Below are 16,888 nucleotides of genomic sequence, written 5' to 3'. Positions count from 1 at the left end.
TCGCGCGTCTTTGCTCCGCCGTTTTGCAACCGACACCGGTGCGGCGCGTAACATCCCCCGGAGTTGGGCCGGGCACGAAGGAGACTGAATTTGATCAAATTGGCATCTAGGACCGCTGTCATCGGCGCCGTCGCCGTTCTCGGCATCGCCGTCAGCGGCTGCGCCAGCCACCGGTTCGTCCGCGACAACGTGCAGGTCGTGAATGAGCGCGTCGACGGCGTCGACGCTCACGTCACCCAGGTTGAAGGCACGGCGGGCGAAGCCCTGGCCCGCGCCAACGCCGCGCACAAACTGGCGCAGGGCAAGTTCCTGTACGAGGTCGTGCTGTCGGACAACTCGGTGAAGTTCCCGGTCAACCACACCGAGCTGTCGCCGGAAGCCGAGCAGCGCCTGGCCGAACTGGTTCAGCGCCTGCGCGCCGAGAACGCCAACGTCTATCTGGAAATCCAGGGCCACACCGACTCGACCGGCAATGACCAGATCAACGAGCGTCTGGGCCAGGAACGCGCCGAAGCGGTGCGTCGCTTCCTGAGCGATCAGGGCATCGCCCTGAACCGCATGGCGACCATCTCCTACGGCGCCTCCAAGCCGGTCGCGCCGAACAACACCCGTGACGGCCGCGCGCAAAACCGCCGCGTCGCCATCATGGTTCTGGCCTAACGGCTGAAGGCTTTCGCTCCGGCCTCATGCCCCGGCCGGAACGAGAAACGGCGGCGTCCCGCAAGGGGCGCCGCCGTCGTCTTTGCAGCCTATCCGGGGCCGGATCAGGCCGGATCAGCGCCCACGAAAGTCATGAAGCGCGCCGGCGCGCCCGCACCGAAGCTCATGACGTCATAGCGTTCGGGCGCATAGCCGGGCGCCTCCATGCCCGGCGAGCCGGTCGGCATGCCGCCCACGCCGATGCCGCGCGCCTGACCGGGCTTTTTCAGGAAGGCCTTCACGCCCGCCGCCGGGACGTGGCCCTCGATCACCTTGCCGTCGATCACAGCCGTATGGCAGCTCCACAGCGACTGCGGGACGCCCAGCCGCTGCTTGACCGGCGCCAGATCGTCGGTCGCGATCACATTCACCTCTATGCCCGAGCGCCGGATGTGATCGACCCAACCGCCGCAGCAGCCGCAGGAATCGCTCTTGTAGACGGTCATCTCGGCGGCCTCGGCGGGCCGGGCGAAGCCCTCGGCCAGGACCACGCCGCCGCCGACAGCCAGCGCCCCGACAGCGATCGCCGCCAGCTTAACAGGCATCTTCATCTTCAGTTCTCCTGAACGGGATAGCCGGCCGCCGCCAGGGCGTCGGCCAGGGATTGAGGGGACGCCGTCGTCTCGACCTCGACCCGGCGCGCCGGGACGTCAGCCGTGAGCTTGGCCGCCGGATCGACGGACAGGACGGCCTTCTCGACCGAAGCGACGCAACCGCCGCAGCGGATTTTCGGGATGTTGAGCGAGATCATGACGATGCTCCTTTTCTTGATACGCGACGGTTCATTGGACCCCTTGCCATCATAGGAAGGTCAAGCGGACGCATCGGCCACGCCCTGCGACGGATCGCCCGCCAGGTCGGACAGGATCGGGCAGTCCGGCCTTTCGTCCCCGGCGCAGCAATTGGCCAGATGGCGCAGGGTGTCGGCCATTTCGCGCATCTCGAGGATGCGCGCGTCCAGGTCGACCAGATGCTTCTCAGCCATGGCCTTGACCTCGCGGCTGGGCCGAGCGCCGTCGCGCCATAGCGACAGCAGGCGGCTGATCTCCTCGATCGAGAAGCCCAGCCCCCGCGCCCGGCGGATGAAGCGCAGGTCGTTCAGATCGCGCTCGGAAAAGTCGCGATAGTTGCCTTCGGTCCGGTCCGCCGGGCGGATCAGCCCCTGCGCCTCATAATAGCGGATCATCTTGGGGGTGACGCCGCTGGCCTGTGCAGCCTTGCCGATGTTCATCATGCCGCTCCATTGACGCTGTTCGAACCGATATGGGGTTTGAAAGCCCGCAGGCGCAGGGCGTTCAGCACCACGCTGACGCTGGACAGGGCCATGGCCCCCGCCGCCAGCATGGGCGACAACATCAGGCCGAAGACCGGATAGAGCACCCCCGCCGCCACCGGGATCAGCAGGACATTGTAGCCGAAGGCCCAGGCCAGGTTCTGGCGGATGTTGCCCATGGTCGCCCGCGACAGGCCGATGGCGCTGACCGCGCCGCGCAGGTCGCCGCCGGTCAGGACCACGTCCGCGCTCTCGATCGCCACGTCCGAGCCGCCGCCGACCGCCAGACCCACGTCCGCCGCCGCCAGGGCCGGGGCGTCGTTCACCCCGTCGCCGACGAAGGCGACCTTGCGCCCGCCCGCCTTCCCAGCCTTTTCTTTCATAGCTTCGATCACCGCCACCTTGCCGTCCGGCATGACCTCGGCGTGGACTTCGTCGATGCCCAGGCGACGCGCGACGGCGGCGGCGGTGCGGCGGTTGTCGCCGCTGATGACCGCCACCTTCAGCCCCAGCTCGTGCAGGGCGGCGATGGCCTCGGCCGTCGTCGCCTTGACCGGATCGGCCACGGCGATGATGGCGGCCAGTCGACCGTCCACGGCGGCGTAGAGCGGCGTCTTGCCCTCGTCGCCCAGACGGGCCGCCGCCTCGGCGAACACGGCCACGTCGCAGCCCAGCTCAGCCATGTAGCGGTCGGCGCCGACGGCGACGCGCGCCCCGTCGACCAGACCCGTCACCCCCTTGCCGGGGATGGAGGCGAAGTCCTGCGGATCGACCACCGTCACGCCGCGCGCCTCGGCCGCCGCGACCAGGGCGCGGGCCACCGGATGCTCGGAGCGGATCTCCAGCGCCGCCACCTGGGCCAGCACCGTCGCCTCGTCAAAGCCCTCGGCCGTGACCAGATCGGTCAGGGTCGGCTTGCCCTCGGTCAGGGTGCCGGTCTTGTCGAAGGCGACCACGTCCACGCCCTGCAGGGCCTGAAGCGCCTCGCCCTTTCTGAACAGCACGCCCAGTTCGGCGGCACGCCCTACGCCCACCATGATGGAGGTCGGCGTCGCCAGACCCATGGCGCACGGACAGGCGATGATCAGCACGGACACGGTCGCGACCAGCGCCATCCCCATCGCGGGATCGGGTCCGAATACGAACCACACCACAAAGGTCAGGGCCGCGATGGCCATGACGGCCGGCACGAACCAGCCCGTCACCTTGTCCACCAGCGCCTGGATCGGCAGCTTGGCCCCTTGCGCGGCCTCAACCATCTTGACGATCTGGGCCAGCACGGTCTGCGAGCCGACCTGACGCGCCTCGAAGCGGAAGGCGCCCGTGGTGTTCAGCGTACCGCCCGTGACGTCAGCCCCGGCGGTCTTCTCGACCGGGATCGGTTCGCCCGTCAGCATGGATTCATCGACGAAGGAGGCGCCGTCCGTGACCACGCCATCGACCGGCACCCGCTCGCCGGGGCGCACCACGACCACGTCGCCGACCTTGACCGCATCGACGGCCACGTCCTGCTCGACGCCATCGCGCACCACGCGCGCGGTCTTGGCCTGAAGCGACATCAGGCGGCGAATGGCTTGGCCGGTGCGGCCCTTAGCCCGCGCCTCGATCCAGCGCCCGACCAGGATCAGGGTGACGATCACCGCCGCCGCCTCGAAATAGATGTTGGCCGTGCCCGCAGGCAGCCACTGCGGCGCAAAGGTCGCCACGGTCGAGAAGGCCCACGCCGCCGTCGCGCCCAGCACGACGAGCGAGTTCATGTCCGGCGCCCAGCGCAGCAGGGCGGGCACGCCCTTGCGATAAAAGATGATCCCCGGCACGAACAGCACGAAGGTCGCCAGCACGAAGCTGATCACCTTCCAGTTGAAGGCGCCGATCGTCTCACTGACCCAGTGATGCATCCCCGGCACGAAGTGCGAGCCCATCTCCAGCACGAACAGCGGCAGGGTCGCCGCGCCCGCGATCAGCACCGCGCGGCCCAGCTTCTTGATCTCGGCGTCGCGGGCGGCCTGTTCGCGATCGCTGGCGTCCGGCCCCGCGTCCTCGGGCGCCTCCAGCACATAGCCGGCCTGTTCGACGGCTGCGGCCAGATCCTGGAACGTCGTCGCCCCCGACAGGAAGCGCACCGTCGCCCGCTCGGTCGCCAGATTGACGCTGGCCGACAGCACGCCCGGCACGGCGGCCAGCGCCTTTTCGACGCGGCCGACGCAGGAGGCGCAGGTCATCTCCCGCACGGGATAGACGACCTCCTCCTCCATCGGCTCATAGCCCGCGCTCTTGATGGCGGCCGCGACGGCGGCGGCGGAACCCTCGCTCGACAAGGCGACGTGAGCGCGCTCGGCGGCCAGATTGACCTGGGCCTCCGTCACGCCCGGCACGGCGCGGATGGCCTTTTCGACGCGCCCTACGCAGCTGGCGCAGGTCATGCCCAGGACAGGCAGATCCAGTGTTCTCAAGCCTTCGGCGGCCATGACGTCGTCCTCGTAAACCTTTGACGACGACACCTGTAAACCTTCCCATCAAGGGAAGGTCAACACCTCTGCTCCATGCTCTTTGCGGCACTGGAAACGAAGGCCGCCAAGATCTTTACGGCGCTCAATTAGTCAACAAGGGTCGGTCTGATTGATCCTCAAGGACGAAATTAATGAGAAAACTCGGCCTGCTTCTCGCGTTGCCGGCAATCACGCCCACGATCGCAGAAGCCCAATCACGCTAAAGACCTCGCGCCGATCTTCATGAGCGCGCCACCGAATGGACACCCGTACCCCAGTCGATGACCGAACTCCTGGACGCCGGATGGAGGATCGTCGCCTACAGCAACGACCAGACCGAGATGTTTCAGAACAACGAGAACTCGTTTTCGTTCATCCTCACCGACGGCAGAAAATACATCACCAGCATGATCGACAGCCCATCGGTAAACGACGCCAACTGCAAATGCCGCGCCCTGAACTAAAACCGGCGCCGACTCGCATGAAAGATGACGACCCGATTCCGTGAGCACCCGAAGCATCCGCCAGGAAGTTGGCCGCGTCTGGTCGCGAACCCTAAGGTGTTTGCGACCCAAAGCGATGGCGACCCCGGGAGGACTCCAACCTCCGACCTCGGCTTTAGGAAAGCCTTGCTCTATGCAGCTGAGCTACGGGGCCACGCGCGTCTGCCTAAAGGAGGTTGCGGCGTCAGGGAAGCCCCTGCGCGCCACGGGCGCGGGATGAGGCGGCGGCGATGGTTCCGCCTTGTGGTTAAGAGCCGTTAAGCTACAATCCCTAGTATGGAACAAAGCCTGAATCGGCGGACGTCGCCGATTCGGTCATGATTCGTTTCGCCCGTGTTCCAGGGGGCGGCAAGGTTCCGCTTACCATTCCTTCTTCGCCCTCCCCCAAACCGCCGCGTCGCTTGTGAAACCCGACGAGGTTCGCCACCTTGGGCCGGTCATGAGCGACCGTTCTGCAGGCATGGCCCCTTCGCGCGTCACGGCGATCCTGGGCCCCACCAACACCGGCAAGACCCATCTGGCAGTCGAGCGCATGCTGGGTCACGCCTCGGGCATGATCGGCCTGCCGCTGCGCCTCTTGGCGCGCGAGATCTATGAGCGGATCGTCAAGCGGCGCGGGGCGGCCTCGGTCGCCCTGATCACCGGCGAAGAGAAGATCGTCCCGCCGCGCCCGGCCTATTTCGTCTGTACCGTCGAGGCCATGCCGCTGGAGCGGTCGGTCGACTTTCTGGCGGTGGACGAGATCCAGCTGGTCGCCGACCCCGAGCGCGGCCACGTCTTTACGCAAAGACTGCTGCACGCGCGCGGCCGGTTCGAGACCATGTTCCTGGGCGCCGGGACGATGGCGCCGCTGATGCGGTCGCTGGTTCCGGATGCGGAGATCGTCACCCGCGACCGGCTGTCGACGCTGAGCTACGCCGGATCGAAGAAGCTGACCCGCCTGCCTCGGCGCAGCGCCGTGGTCGCCTTCTCGACCGAGCAGGTCTACGCCATCGCCGAACTGCTTCGTCGCCAGAGAGGCGGGGCGGCCGTGGTCATGGGCTCGCTTTCGCCCCGCACCCGCAACGCCCAGGTCGAGCTGTTCCAGTCGGGCGAGGTGGACTTCCTGGTCGCCACCGACGCCATCGGCATGGGGCTGAACATGGACGTGGACCATGTGGCCTTTGCGGGTCTGAGGAAGTTCGACGGGCGGCGCACGCGCTGGCTGCACGCCGCCGAGATCGGCCAGATCGCCGGGCGGGCGGGGCGGCACCTGCGCGACGGCACGTTCGGCGTCACCGGCGAGGCCGAAGAGCTGGACGAGGATCTGGTCGAACAGGTGGTCGAGCATCGCTTCGACCCGGTCGAGGCGGCCGAGTGGCGCAGCGGACGACTGGATTTCGACACGCTGCCCGATCTGTTGCGGTCGCTGACCGTGACGCCGGACCGGCATGGGTTGCGGCTGACGGCGCAGGCGCTGGACGAGACGCTGCTGCGGCGCTTTGCGGTCGATGAAGACGTCAGGAAGATCGCCCGTTCGCGCGGCGCTCTGATGCGGCTGTGGGAGGCGTGCCAGTTGCCCGACTTCCAGAAGACGACGCTGGACGAACACGCCCGTCTGTCGAAGGAAATCTTCACCGCCCTGACCAGCCGTCGCGGGCGGCTGACCGAGGACTGGGTGGCGCCGCGCTTCAATGATCTGGATCGCGACGACGGGCAAATCGACCAGCTGTCGGCGCGGCTGTCGGGGGTGCGGACGCTCAGCTACATCGCCAACCGGCCCGACTGGATGGCGGGCGCCCAGGAGTGGCGCGACCGGACCAAGGCGCTGGAGGAACGGCTCAGCGACGTGCTGCACGAGCGGCTGACGGCGCGTTTCGTCGACCGGCGCACGGCGGCGCTGATGCGGGCGCTGAACGTGCGCTGCGACGTGCTGGCGGGCGTGGCCGAGGACGGCGAGGTGACGGTCGAGGGCGAGGTGGTCGGCCATCTGGACGGGGTGTGCTTCACCGTCGATGCGGGCGGTTCGGCCCTGGCCGACCGTGCGCTGCGGCAGGCGGCGACGCGGGCCGTGGGGCCGGAGGTGGCCCGGCGGCTGGGGCGGCTGGCGGCGGACGAGGATGCGGCCTTTTCCGTCACGCCCGACGGCGGGGTGCTGTGGAACGGCGCCCTGACCGGGCGGATCGTCAATGAAGACCCGTTCTCGCCCCGCGTGCGGCTGCTGGGCGAACTGGGGCCGATCCCGGCGCGCGAGCGGGCCGAGCGGCGCATGGAGGCCTGGCTGGCGGCCGAGGCCGGGCGGGCGCTGAAGCCGCTGAAGCGGCTGCGCCATGCGATCGAGAGCGGCGCCCTGACCGGCCTGCCGCGCGGTCTGGCCTTCCGGCTGATCGAGGCGGGCGGCCTGATCCCCCGACGCGAGGTCGAGCGCGATCTGGCAGCCCTGAGCCAGCATGAGCGGCGCACGCTGAAGACCTTCGCCATCCGGGTCGGCGTCCATTCGGTGTGGCTGCCCGGCGTGATGAAACCGCGCGGCGCGGCCCTGGCGCAGGCCTTCCTGCCGCGCGAGGCGATCAACGGCCTCGTGAGCGAAGGCCTGTCGGTTCTGCCCGAACCGCCGCCGTCGGCGCGCGCCCTGTCCGCCTTCGGGCGACGCGCGGTCGGGCGCTGGACCGCGCCGGTCGAGACGCTGGAGACCTTCGCCGAGGCTCAACGGGCGGCAGGCAAAACGCCGCTGTCGGATGAAGCCCTGAACAGCCTCGGCTGGACGGCGGATCAGGCCAGGGCCATCCAGGCCGCCCTGCGCATGCCGCGCGCCGAACGGGCGCCGCATCCCGGCAAGTCGGCGCCGCCGCCCAAGGATTCGCCCTTCGCCGCCCTGGCGCAGTTGACGCAGCCGCCCCGTCCCGCCTCCTCCGCCAAACCCAAGGCGGCGCGCAGATCCCGGCGTCGCCCGCGACGCGCCGCGTCCCAGGGGGCGGGCCAGAACGCCGAATGAGCCTCGAGAGTTGCCGCATCGACGTCTGGCTGTGGCGCGCGCGCTTCGCCAAGACGCGCAGCCTGGCCGCCGTCATGGTCGAGAAGGGCGCGATCCGTCTGACGCACAACGGCGCCCAGTCCCGGCTCGACAAGCCCAGCCGCAGCGTCCACCCCGGCGACGAGGTGCTGTTCGCCCAAGGCGGGCGCCTTATCGCCGTGCGCGTGGTGCAGATGGGCGAAAGGCGCGGCCCGCCCGAGGAAGCCCGCGCCCTCTATGAGCCGCTGGACGCGCCGACCTAGCCCGCCGCCTTCACGAACTCGCCTTCGATGTGCAGCTTCACCTCGTCGCCCAGGGCGGGCAGGCCGAAGGTGATGCCGAAGTCCGAACGCTTGATGGTCGCCTCGCCGTCGAAGCCGGCCTTGTAGCCGCCGCGCGTCGGCCCGGCCTGATTGAACTCCACCTCCATGACCACCGGACGGGTCACGCCGCGCAGGGTCAGCTCGCCGTGGACCGTCGCCTCGTCGCGATCATCGGCGTCAACCACGATCCGGGTCGAGCGGAAGGTCGCGACCGGATGGTTGGCGGTGTCGAAGAAGTCCGCCGTCTGCAGATGGCGGTTCAGCCCGTCCGAGTTCGACGCCACGTCCGTCAGGGGAATGGTCGCGGTCAGGGTGCTGGCGGACGGGTTGGCGGGGTCCAGCTTCAGCTCGGCCTGGACGTTCACGAACTGGCCGACATAGGTCGAAAAGCCCAGGTGATCGACCGACCAGGTGATCTTGCCGTGCTCCGGGTCCAGCTTGTAGTCGCCGGCCTGGACCTCGGACGGAACCTTGGTCAGGGCGGACTGGGCGACGACCGCGCCGCCGGCCAGCAGGCTGAGCGCCAGGCTCGCCGCGCCGAGACGGCCGATGGCTGAGCGAGTGATGAAACGCATGGTGGAGCCTCCTGATGGACGATGATCGGGCGTCACGAATGTAGAGCAAAGCCCGGCGACATCGGGCCTGAACAGCTTTGCAACAGCGCCTTCGGTTGACAGTTGGTTCCGTCGGGGCCATGTGCCCGCCCTCGACCTCCCTCGCTGCCACAGGCCCGCCCGAACGCCATGACCTACATCGTCACCGACGCCTGCGTGAAATGTAAGTTCATGGACTGCGTCGAGGTGTGTCCGGTGGACTGCTTCTATGAGGGCGAGAACTTCCTGGTCATCGCGCCCGACGAATGCATCGACTGCGGCGTGTGCGAGCCGGAATGCCCCGTCGACGCCATCGTCCCCGACACCGAGGACGAGCCCGACGGCAAGTGGCTGCAGGTCAACGCCGAATACGCCAAGGTCTGGCCCAACATCACAGTCAAGGGCGTGCCCCCGGCGGATCGCGAACAGTATGAGCGCGAGACCGGCAAGTTCGAGAAGTACTTCAGCCCCAAGCCGGGCAAAGGCTCCTAAGAATTCGCCACAATGCGGTCACAATGCGCCGGTCATCGCCGCGCGCCCTGTGGATGTTTTGAGATTTCCTAATTTTATGATAGGTTCCTCCCTATTCGAAACGGGCGGTTCCGCAACTCTGCGCGCCGCCCGCATTTACGACAGAACCTCGCCGCTAGAGACGAGGTCGGCCAGAGGTTTGGTGATCCGTTTTCGCGTCTGACAGTGCGATCCTCCGCCTCAACCGCCGGGCCCAGCGCTCGGCGGAGGGGCGGTTTTTCACTATCAGCGTGGCGACGATCTCATCCCTACGGTTCGGGAAAGGAATGACATGACGAGCAAGACCGGTCTGGAATTCAAGGTTGGCGATGCGGTGGTCTATCCCGCGCACGGCGTCGGCAAGGTCGCCGCGATCGAGACTCAGGAAGTCGCCGGCATGGCGCTGGAAGTCTATGTCGTGACCTTCGAGCACGAGAAGATGACCCTGCGCGTCCCGACCAAGAAGGCCAAGACCGCCGGCCTGCGCACCCTGGCCGCCGACGACACCGTGTCCAAGGCCCTGACGACCCTGAAGGGCCGCGCCCGCGTCAAGCGCACCATGTGGTCGCGCCGCGCCCAGGAGTATGAAGCCAAGATCAACTCGGGCGACCTGATTTCGATCGCCGAAGTGGTCCGCGACCTGCACCGCGCCGAGACCCAGCCGGAACAGTCCTATTCCGAGCGCCAGCTCTATGAATCGGCCCTGGACCGCATGGCCCGCGAAGTCGCCGCCGCCAACAAGATCGACAAGGACGCCGCCATGGCCCTGCTGGGCAAGTCGCTCAGCGCCAAGAAGCCGGTCGCGCCGGCCGCCGAGGCTGAAGCCGAGGCCGCCTGACCTCAGGCGATCCGCAAACGACGCGAAAGGCCCGGCGGCGACGCCGGGCCTTTTTCTTTGCCCGCCCCCCCTGCTGCGCCTTTCCGAAAGTTCACATGATCCGCCCCAATTAAGCCGCATTTCGCTACGCTTGTAGCGTTACATATGTAGCGAAAGAAAAGGGCGCGCCATGATCGAAACCCTGCCCCGCAGAGAGCGAGAGGTGTTCGAGACCCTGTGCCGTCTGGGCCAGGCTTCGACCGCCGCCGTCCGGGACGCCCTGACTGACCCGCTCAGCGACTCAGCCGTCCGCACCCTGCTGAAACGGCTCGAAGCCAAGAAGCTCGTCGAGCGCACGTCCGGTTCTGTCTGGCGCCCGGCGCCCGAGACCGGCGCCCTGGCCGACAGCGCTCTGCGGCGCATGGTCGACACCTTCTTCGCCGGATCAGCCGTAACGGCCGCCACCGCCCTGTTGGGCATGGCCAAGACGTTGAGCCCAGAGCAGGCGGCCGCCCTGCGCCGCGCCATCGACGATGCTGACGACAACGCTTCTGGGGAGAGCAAGGCGTGACCGGGGCCCTGCTGCTGGAGCTTCTGGTCAAGTCTGGCGGCGTCGCCGCTGCGGGATTGGCCCTGTCCGCCTTCCTGAGCCGGCGTCCGGCCGCGGAACGGGCGTTGGTGCTGCGCATCGCCGTCTGCCTGTTGGTCGCCTTGCCCGTCTTCCTGTGGGTCGGGCCCAGCCTGCCCTTGGCCTGGCTGACGCCGCCGCCCTCGGTCGAGCCTGCCTCGGCGGCTTCCTGGTCCGTCAGCCTGCAGCCGATGGCGGACGCCTCGGTCGCCGGACAGCTGCCGGCCGGCGCGCCCTGGGCCCTACTGATCGCTCTCGCCTACGCCGCAGGCCTTCTGGCGGTCTGCGCCCGTTTCCTCGTCGGTCTGTGGACCCTGCGCCGCTGGACCAGCCAGGGCCGCACGGTATCCGCACCGGCCTGGACGACGCCCCTGCGCCGTCTGAACGCCGACGGCCGCACGCGCCTGATCGCCTCCGCTCATGTCAAGACGCCGCTCAGCTGGGGCCTGCCGCCGGGCGTCATCCTGATCGGCGAGGACTGCGTCTCGCGCGCCGCCGCCGCCGAAGCCGTGCTCGCCCACGAGTTGGCCCATATTCGCCGTGGCGACTGGATCTTCGCCCTGCTGTCGCGCCTGGCTCTGGCCTTGTTCTGGTTCAACCCCCTGGTCTGGCTGCTGCACCACAGCCTGTCCGCCCGGACGGAGGAGGCGGCCGACGCCCTGGCCGTCGCCGGCATGGACCGCCGTCTCTACGCCCGCGTCCTGGTCGACCTGGCCTCGACCGCCCCCTTTTCTTCCACCGGCGCCGCCCTGGGCATCGCCGGATCCCACGCCTCTCTCACCAAAAGGATAAGCCGCATCATGACGTCCCCTCGCAAGACTCCGTCCCGCCCGCTGACCCTGGCCCTGTCCGTGGGCGCCCTGCTGGCTGTGGCCACGCCCCTGGCCGCCATTGAGCTGATCCCGCGCGCCGCCGAAGCGGCGGCCGAAAGCGTCGCCTGGACGCCGCCCGCCCCGCCGGTCCCGCCTACGCCGCCAGCTCCGCCCGCCGCCCCTGAACGCCCGGCGCAGCCTGCGAAATCGGTCCAGACCACGTCCAGCCTCATCGTCGAGAACGGCCGCACCATCCATCTGGACATGCTGGAAGACGGCGAGCGGCGCGACATCGAGGCCGCCAGGGCCGAAGCCCGCCTGGCTGCTGACGCCGCTCGGCGTGACGCCCAGGACGGTCGTCGCGAAGCGGAAGCCGCCGCCCGCAGCAGCCGAGACGCCATTGAACGGGTCACTCGCGACGCCGCGGCGGCCGCCGCAAGCGCCCGCGTCGCCGCCGACGCGGCCAGGGAACACGCCCGCGTCGCCATGATCGATGCGCGCGCCAGCATGCTGCGCGGCGCCGACGACATGGATCAGGGCGCCGAGACCATGCGCGCCAACGCCCTGCGTCTGCGCGATCCAGCCCGTCGCGCCGAGGTGATCGCCGAAAACCGCGCCCGCGGGAACGAGGTCACTCACGCCCAGCTGATCGAACTGTCACGCACCCTGCCGCAACAGGCCGACGATATGGTCCGTTCGGCCCAACGCATGCGCGAGCAGGCCCGCAGCCTGTAACCCCGTCGATCACCGTGACGAAGATCAGACCTCGGTGCGCCGCGCCGAGGTCTTTTCGCATCTAGCCGCGCGCGGCGTCCTAGATCAGAAATACTCCGCCCCGGCCGGGCACTGGGCGGCCAGGCGACGGGCGGTGATGCTGGCCGGAATATAGGGCGTGCCGCGCGCCAGCTGCGCGCCGCCGTTGAAGCGGAAGGCCTGCTCTTCATAGGTGCCGTTCAGGCGCACGTTGATGCGGCGGCCTTTGCGGTCCTGACAGCTGCCCTCGAAGCGCGCGCGGCCGTCCCCGACCTCGCGGGTCGGGTAGGTGCACCGCCATTTGCGCGTCGACAAGCCGCCGAAGAATCGGTTGATCTCGCTGGGCCGCACGCACTTCTGCTCTGTGTCGCGGGCGCCCATGACGCTGGTGGTGTATTCCCAGTAGCCGGGCAGAACCTCGGACTGGGCGGCCGACTGGGCCTGAGGCGCGGACGCGGGCGCGGCCAGCATCACGGCGCCGGCGGCCACGGGGGCGACGACGGCCATCAGCCGGGCGAAGGGGATCAAGGTCTTCATGGATTTGCCGTTCATGGGACTCATCATGGGTCTGCTCTATATAGTCACGCCTTGAACGACTGCTGAACGAAGGCGATCCCTCGCCTTCAGAATGACTCCAATCCCGTCGCCCGATGACTCCAGCCTTGACGCCCGGCGAGTCATTCCTCTATACGGCCCCCTCTCGCGCGGGCCTCTTTGTTCGTTGCGTCCCTGTTTCATGCGTCCGCACCGATATCGCGGATGTGACCTTGAGGATCTTCAGATGTCGCGTCGCTGCGAACTCACCGGTATCGGCCCCATGGTCGGCCATCACGTGAGCCACTCCAACATCAAGACCAAGCGCCGTTTCCTGCCGTCGCTGAAGACGGTCAAGGTTCAGTCGGAAGCTCTGGGCCAGACCTTCTCGCTGCGTATCTCGAACGCCGCCCTGCGCACCCTGGACTTCAAGGGCGGCCTGGACGCCTTCATCGTCAAGGCTCGCGACGAACAGCTGTCGATCGCCGCCCAGCGCATCAAGCGTCAGGTCCGCGCCAAGCTGGCCGAGCAAGCCGCCGCCTGATCGGCGTCGACTGACGGATTTTGAAGAGGCCGGTGGAAACACCGGCCTTTTTCTTTTGCGCGCCGCGCGGCTAACCTCAGGGTTCGTCCTGCCGGAGCTTCAGCCTTGCGTCCTCTCGTCGCCCTCTGCCTGACCACAGCCCTGCTGTCGTCGCCCGTTCTGGCGCAGGAAGCGGCGCGCGAAACCACCGCCTTCACCCTGTCCAGCGGCGCGCCGCGCACGGCGGAGCAGCTGGCGCTGCGCTTCGACAAGGCGGACCTGTCGTTCAAGCTGCTGCCGGAAAGCCAGTCGCTGGAGGGCGTCGCGGTCCTCGACTTCACCGCCACGGCGCCGACGTCGGCGGTCGTGGTCGAGCTGGACGCTGTTTTCGCCATCGCCGCCATCGCCGTGGACGGGCAGGCGGTCGCCGACTGGTCCAACCCCGAAGGACGGCTGACCATCCCCCTGCCCTGGCCCCTGACAGCGGGCGACAGAGTTTCCGTCCGCATCGCCTATGCGGGCCGCCCGCATCAGGCCAAGCGCGCGCCGTGGGACGGCGGCTTCGTCTGGACCACGACGCCCGACGGCCAGCCGTGGATCGCCAGCGCGGTTCAGGGCGAGGGCTGCGACCTGTTCTGGCCCTGCATCGACCATCCGCAGGGCGAGCCGGAGCGGGTGGATATGCACATCACCGTTCCCTCGACCCTCAGCGCCCCCGCCAACGGCCGCTTCCTGGGTAAGAGCGACAACGGCGACGGCACGACCACTTGGAACTGGACCGCGCGCCAGCCCGACACCTACGCCATCAGCCTGAACGTCGGCCCCTATGTGGAGATGGCCGCCGACTATCAGAGCCGGTTCGGCAATGTGATCCCCTTGCGCTTCTGGCGTCTGGCTACAGCCGATCCGGCCAAGGCGCAGGCGCTGTTCGACGAGTTCCCGCAGATGCTCGACTTCTATGAGGCAAGCATCGGCCCCTTCCCCTTCGGCGACGAGAAGATGGGCGTGGTCGAGACGCCGCACCTGGGCATGGAGCACCAGACCATCAACGCTTACGGCAACGGCTACAAGCTGGACGGCAAGGGCTACGACTGGCTGCTGCAGCACGAACTGGCGCACGAATGGTTCGGCAATCAGCTGACCAACGCCGACTGGGACGACATGTGGCTACACGAAGGGTTCGGCACCTATATGCAGCCCCTCTACGCCCGCTGGCTGAACGGCGAACGGGCCATGCAGGCCGAGCTCCAGACCATGCGGCTGACCCTGGCCAACCGCTTCCCCGTGGTGTCAGGCAGGCCGCAGGACGCGGCCACCGTCTATGACGACAAGACCGGCCCGGCGCTGGACCTCTATTACAAGGGCGCCCTGATCGCCCACACCCTGCGCCTCTTCATCGGCGATGACGCCTTCTATGAGAGCCTGCGCCGTCTGGTCTATGGCCGCCCCGATCCGCAACCGGGGAATTTCAAGCCGCGTTACGCCACGACGTCGGACTATGTGGCCATTGTCAATGAGGTGACAGGCCGCGACATGGGCTGGTTCTTCGACGCCTACCTCTATCAGGCCGCTCTGCCCGATCTGGTCATGACCCGCGACGGCGAGCGCGTAAGCCTGGAATGGAAGACCGGAAACAGCCGCTCCTTCCCCCTGCCCGTCGAGGTCGAGGTGGACGGCGTTCTGCGCGCCCTGCCCATGACCAATGGCCGCGCGACCTTCACCGCTCCGGCGGGCGCCCACATCCTGCTGGACCCCGGCTCAAAGGTTCTGCGTCGGCTCGAGTATCTGGAGGTCTGGAAGGCGTCGCAGAACAAGTCAGGCGGCTAACCACGGATCGCGCATCAGGCCGGCTTGGCCGAGAACCAGGGACGGCGCGGATAGGCCACCGTCGCGCCCAGCAGGATGAACAGCATCATCCATCCGGTCAGGTTCAGGATCAGCGAGGTGGTGGCGCGCGGCAGTTCCGCATCCAGCCAGAAGGACCAACGGATCAGCACCGCCAGGCCCTGCAACGCCGTCAGCACCACCAGCCACCGGCCGGGCCAGCGCAAGGTCATCAGCGCGTAAGCAAACCAGATCAGGATCGCCTTCACATCGGCAGAGATGAAGCTTGTCGCACCGTGGCTCAGCGCCCCGACCAGGGTCAGGCTGAACCCGTCGATCAGGTGCAGAACCCCTGCGACCCTGACCTCTCGGCGCCCCATGAAGACGGCGAACAGACCAGTGACGACCACAGCCGCAAGTCCGAGGATTTCCTGAATCTGATCGAACGGGGCGAGAAGCGCGGCCATGTGCCTAGGTCGCCGCGCTCCTCGCCCGCGTCAAGACGCCTAGGCGCGCATCGGCACGACGACCGCAGCCTCCGCCTGTCGGGCGAACGGCCCGGTTTCAGCTGGCTTGTCGTTGTTTGGAGTTTCCAACGTGGTCACGCCCAGCTTGCGTTGCACGGCCGAGAGCGACTTGTGTGCGTCAATCAGAGCGGCCCGAGCGCTCGTCAGGTTGTTCAAGGCGACGCAGACCGAGGCCACGGCGGGTTGGGCCCAGGCCGCGTTCAGCCCTGCGTCACGCTGCAGGCTAGGCAGTTCGCTGACCAGGATCGACGTGCGCGACAGGGCTTCGTCGAGCGATTGCTCGGCGTGATTGATATAGGCGGCGACCCTTGTGGCCGTCGCTTCTCGTTGAGACATGGGACCTCCTGCCGCCGCAGCGGCGCGTCTGAAAGACGTCGGTCAGGGTTTACTGAATCGAGTGCACGAGCTTCTGGAGCCACAACGCGCCTTTCAGCGCGAGCGGCAAGGCGAAAGCCAGGACCAATGACCCAGCCACCGCCCAGGCCAGCCGTCGCCAGCCAGCCGATTGGGTCAGAAATTCGAACTTGCCGCCGGAATGTCCGCCAAACAGTTGGCCGAGCGAAGAATCTCGAACAGGACCATCCGCCCCGTCAGAAACGGGGCCTGTCGGCGCAATGCCGAAACCAGATAGGGCGCCATGTTCCGATGCGCTTCGTTCGACGCCACCTGCTCCAACGCCGCCGCCAGATCCGCGTAGGTCATGGTCGGCAGAACGTCCTCTGGCGAGGTTCCAAGCATCGTGGCTGTCTCCATCAACTCCCCTGAAATCGACAGGGAGAAAGGAGCCGCCCACGACGCCCACAGCCATTGGGGACGAAGCCGGTGGGGGATTACCCCCTATGTCCAGAAAGGCGTTCTCATCCTGTAGCAGAAGGCGCACCGCCTCGTTGCGATTGGCGACGCCCAGCTTCCTGCAGGCGGACGAAATCTGGGCGTCCACGGTCTTCGGAGCCGTGCCGAGCATCCTGGCGATGCTCTTGCTCTGATGGTGGGCGGCGACATAGGCGAGAACCTGCCGCTCCCGTTCCGTCAGCCGCTGCCAATTCGTATCCCGGCTCATGCCCCCTCCAACACCTGTTGAAGGGCAT

General features: G+C 67.8%; 19 protein-coding genes and 1 tRNA gene. 10 read left to right on the top strand and 10 right to left on the bottom strand.

Translation table 11 applies throughout. From position 1 onward, the window contains the following. The first annotated feature begins 84 nt into the window (after nt 1–84). Nucleotides 85–660 carry an OmpA family protein gene (locus ABC419_RS05155; RefSeq protein WP_412877967.1) on the top strand — a complete coding sequence of 192 codons (576 nt, stop codon included), beginning with the start codon at nt 85–87 and terminating at the stop codon, nt 658–660. Nucleotides 661–764: 104 nt separating this feature from the next. Here the strand turns inward: ABC419_RS05155 and ABC419_RS05150 are convergent, their stop codons facing one another. Genes ABC419_RS05150 through ABC419_RS05135 form a run of 4 tightly spaced genes read right to left on the bottom strand, consistent with a single transcriptional unit; the run spans nt 765 to nt 4,440 of the window. Next, on the bottom strand, nt 765–1,250 hold the full coding sequence (locus ABC419_RS05150) for a DUF411 domain-containing protein (RefSeq protein WP_412876133.1): 486 nt from the start codon (nt 1,248–1,250) through the stop codon (nt 765–767). A gap of 2 nt (nt 1,251–1,252) precedes the next feature. After that, a complete protein-coding gene (locus tag ABC419_RS05145; protein WP_412876134.1) occupies nt 1,253–1,450 on the bottom strand; it encodes a heavy-metal-associated domain-containing protein in 198 nt (65 codons plus the stop codon). A gap of 60 nt (nt 1,451–1,510) precedes the next feature. Then, the gene (gene cueR, locus ABC419_RS05140) at nt 1,511–1,930 is read right to left on the bottom strand and encodes a Cu(I)-responsive transcriptional regulator (RefSeq protein ID WP_412877968.1); all 420 of its coding nucleotides are present in this window, start codon (nt 1,928–1,930) and stop codon (nt 1,511–1,513) included. After that, on the bottom strand, nt 1,930–4,440 hold the full coding sequence (locus ABC419_RS05135; RefSeq protein ID WP_412876135.1) for a heavy metal translocating P-type ATPase: 2,511 nt from the start codon (nt 4,438–4,440) through the stop codon (nt 1,930–1,932). Before ABC419_RS05135 ends, cueR begins: the two co-directional genes overlap by 1 nt. A 302-nt stretch (nt 4,441–4,742) precedes the next feature. Between ABC419_RS05135 and ABC419_RS05130 the strand changes: the two genes are divergently transcribed. Then, complete coding sequence (locus tag ABC419_RS05130; RefSeq protein WP_412876136.1) at nt 4,743–4,925, top strand: hypothetical protein; 183 nt, start codon at nt 4,743–4,745, stop codon at nt 4,923–4,925. Between the two features lie 116 nt (nt 4,926–5,041). Here the strand turns inward: ABC419_RS05130 and ABC419_RS05125 are convergent. Further along, nucleotides 5,042–5,118 (bottom strand) — tRNA-Arg (locus ABC419_RS05125). A gap of 285 nt (nt 5,119–5,403) precedes the next feature. On the opposite strand from ABC419_RS05125, the gene ABC419_RS05120 reads away from it, so the two are divergent. Both ABC419_RS05120 and ABC419_RS05115 read left to right on the top strand, forming a co-directional pair. Further along, on the top strand, nt 5,404–7,938 hold the full coding sequence (locus ABC419_RS05120) for a helicase-related protein (RefSeq protein ID WP_412876137.1): 2,535 nt from the start codon (nt 5,404–5,406) through the stop codon (nt 7,936–7,938). Then, the gene (locus ABC419_RS05115; protein WP_412876138.1) at nt 7,935–8,219 is read left to right on the top strand and encodes an RNA-binding S4 domain-containing protein; all 285 of its coding nucleotides are present in this window, start codon (nt 7,935–7,937) and stop codon (nt 8,217–8,219) included. The genes ABC419_RS05120 and ABC419_RS05115 overlap by 4 nt, the downstream gene beginning before the upstream one ends. On the opposite strand, the gene ABC419_RS05110 is transcribed toward ABC419_RS05115, so the two are convergent. Next, on the bottom strand, nt 8,216–8,854 hold the full coding sequence (locus tag ABC419_RS05110; protein ID WP_412876139.1) for a YceI family protein: 639 nt from the start codon (nt 8,852–8,854) through the stop codon (nt 8,216–8,218). The genes ABC419_RS05115 and ABC419_RS05110 overlap by 4 nt on opposite strands. A gap of 168 nt (nt 8,855–9,022) precedes the next feature. Here ABC419_RS05110 and fdxA point away from each other — a divergent pair, with 168 nt between their 5' ends. From fdxA to ABC419_RS05090, 4 genes are all read left to right on the top strand, one after another. After that, on the top strand, nt 9,023–9,364 hold the full coding sequence (gene fdxA / locus ABC419_RS05105) for a ferredoxin FdxA (RefSeq protein ID WP_003166185.1): 342 nt from the start codon (nt 9,023–9,025) through the stop codon (nt 9,362–9,364). 310 nt (nt 9,365–9,674) lie between these two features. Further along, complete coding sequence (locus ABC419_RS05100; protein WP_046652322.1) at nt 9,675–10,220, top strand: CarD family transcriptional regulator; 546 nt, start codon at nt 9,675–9,677, stop codon at nt 10,218–10,220. 169 nt (nt 10,221–10,389) lie between these two features. Beyond that, on the top strand, nt 10,390–10,770 hold the full coding sequence (locus ABC419_RS05095) for a BlaI/MecI/CopY family transcriptional regulator (RefSeq protein ID WP_125900643.1): 381 nt from the start codon (nt 10,390–10,392) through the stop codon (nt 10,768–10,770). Next, complete coding sequence (locus ABC419_RS05090) at nt 10,767–12,374, top strand: M56 family metallopeptidase (RefSeq protein WP_412876140.1); 1,608 nt, start codon at nt 10,767–10,769, stop codon at nt 12,372–12,374. The genes ABC419_RS05095 and ABC419_RS05090 overlap by 4 nt, the downstream gene beginning before the upstream one ends. Before the next feature lie 84 nt (nt 12,375–12,458). Here the strand turns inward: ABC419_RS05090 and ABC419_RS05085 are convergent, their stop codons facing one another. Continuing rightward, a complete protein-coding gene (locus tag ABC419_RS05085; RefSeq protein ID WP_234287632.1) occupies nt 12,459–12,944 on the bottom strand; it encodes a DUF3617 domain-containing protein in 486 nt (161 codons plus the stop codon). Nucleotides 12,945–13,173: 229 nt separating this feature from the next. Between ABC419_RS05085 and rpmB the strand changes: the two genes are divergently transcribed. Both rpmB and ABC419_RS05075 read left to right on the top strand, forming a co-directional pair. Then, entirely contained in the window at nt 13,174–13,470 is a 297-nt protein-coding gene (rpmB, locus tag ABC419_RS05080; protein ID WP_412876141.1) for a 50S ribosomal protein L28, read from the top strand. 105 nt (nt 13,471–13,575) lie between these two features. After that, nucleotides 13,576–15,276: a M1 family metallopeptidase gene (locus ABC419_RS05075; RefSeq protein ID WP_412876142.1), complete on the top strand. Its 1,701-nt coding sequence runs from the start codon at nt 13,576–13,578 to the stop codon at nt 15,274–15,276. Between the two features lie 14 nt (nt 15,277–15,290). Here ABC419_RS05075 and ABC419_RS05070 read toward each other — a convergent pair whose 3' ends face one another. Genes ABC419_RS05070 through ABC419_RS05060 form a run of 3 tightly spaced genes read right to left on the bottom strand, consistent with a single transcriptional unit; the run spans nt 15,291 to nt 16,860 of the window. After that, nucleotides 15,291–15,740 carry a hypothetical protein gene (locus ABC419_RS05070; RefSeq protein WP_412876143.1) on the bottom strand — a complete coding sequence of 150 codons (450 nt, stop codon included), beginning with the start codon at nt 15,738–15,740 and terminating at the stop codon, nt 15,291–15,293. Nucleotides 15,741–15,779: 39 nt separating this feature from the next. Next, on the bottom strand, nt 15,780–16,136 hold the full coding sequence (locus ABC419_RS05065) for a hypothetical protein (RefSeq protein ID WP_125900638.1): 357 nt from the start codon (nt 16,134–16,136) through the stop codon (nt 15,780–15,782). Between the two features lie 49 nt (nt 16,137–16,185). Beyond that, on the bottom strand, nt 16,186–16,860 hold the full coding sequence (locus ABC419_RS05060; protein WP_412876144.1) for a LuxR C-terminal-related transcriptional regulator: 675 nt from the start codon (nt 16,858–16,860) through the stop codon (nt 16,186–16,188). Between the last annotated feature and the right edge of the window lie 28 nt (nt 16,861–16,888).

Source organism: Brevundimonas phoenicis, from assembly GCF_047237745.1.
GTDB lineage: Bacteria > Pseudomonadota > Alphaproteobacteria > Caulobacterales > Caulobacteraceae > Brevundimonas.
The sequence above is the reverse complement of the archived record's forward strand: the minus strand, read 5'-3'. Positions and strand labels throughout refer to the sequence as shown.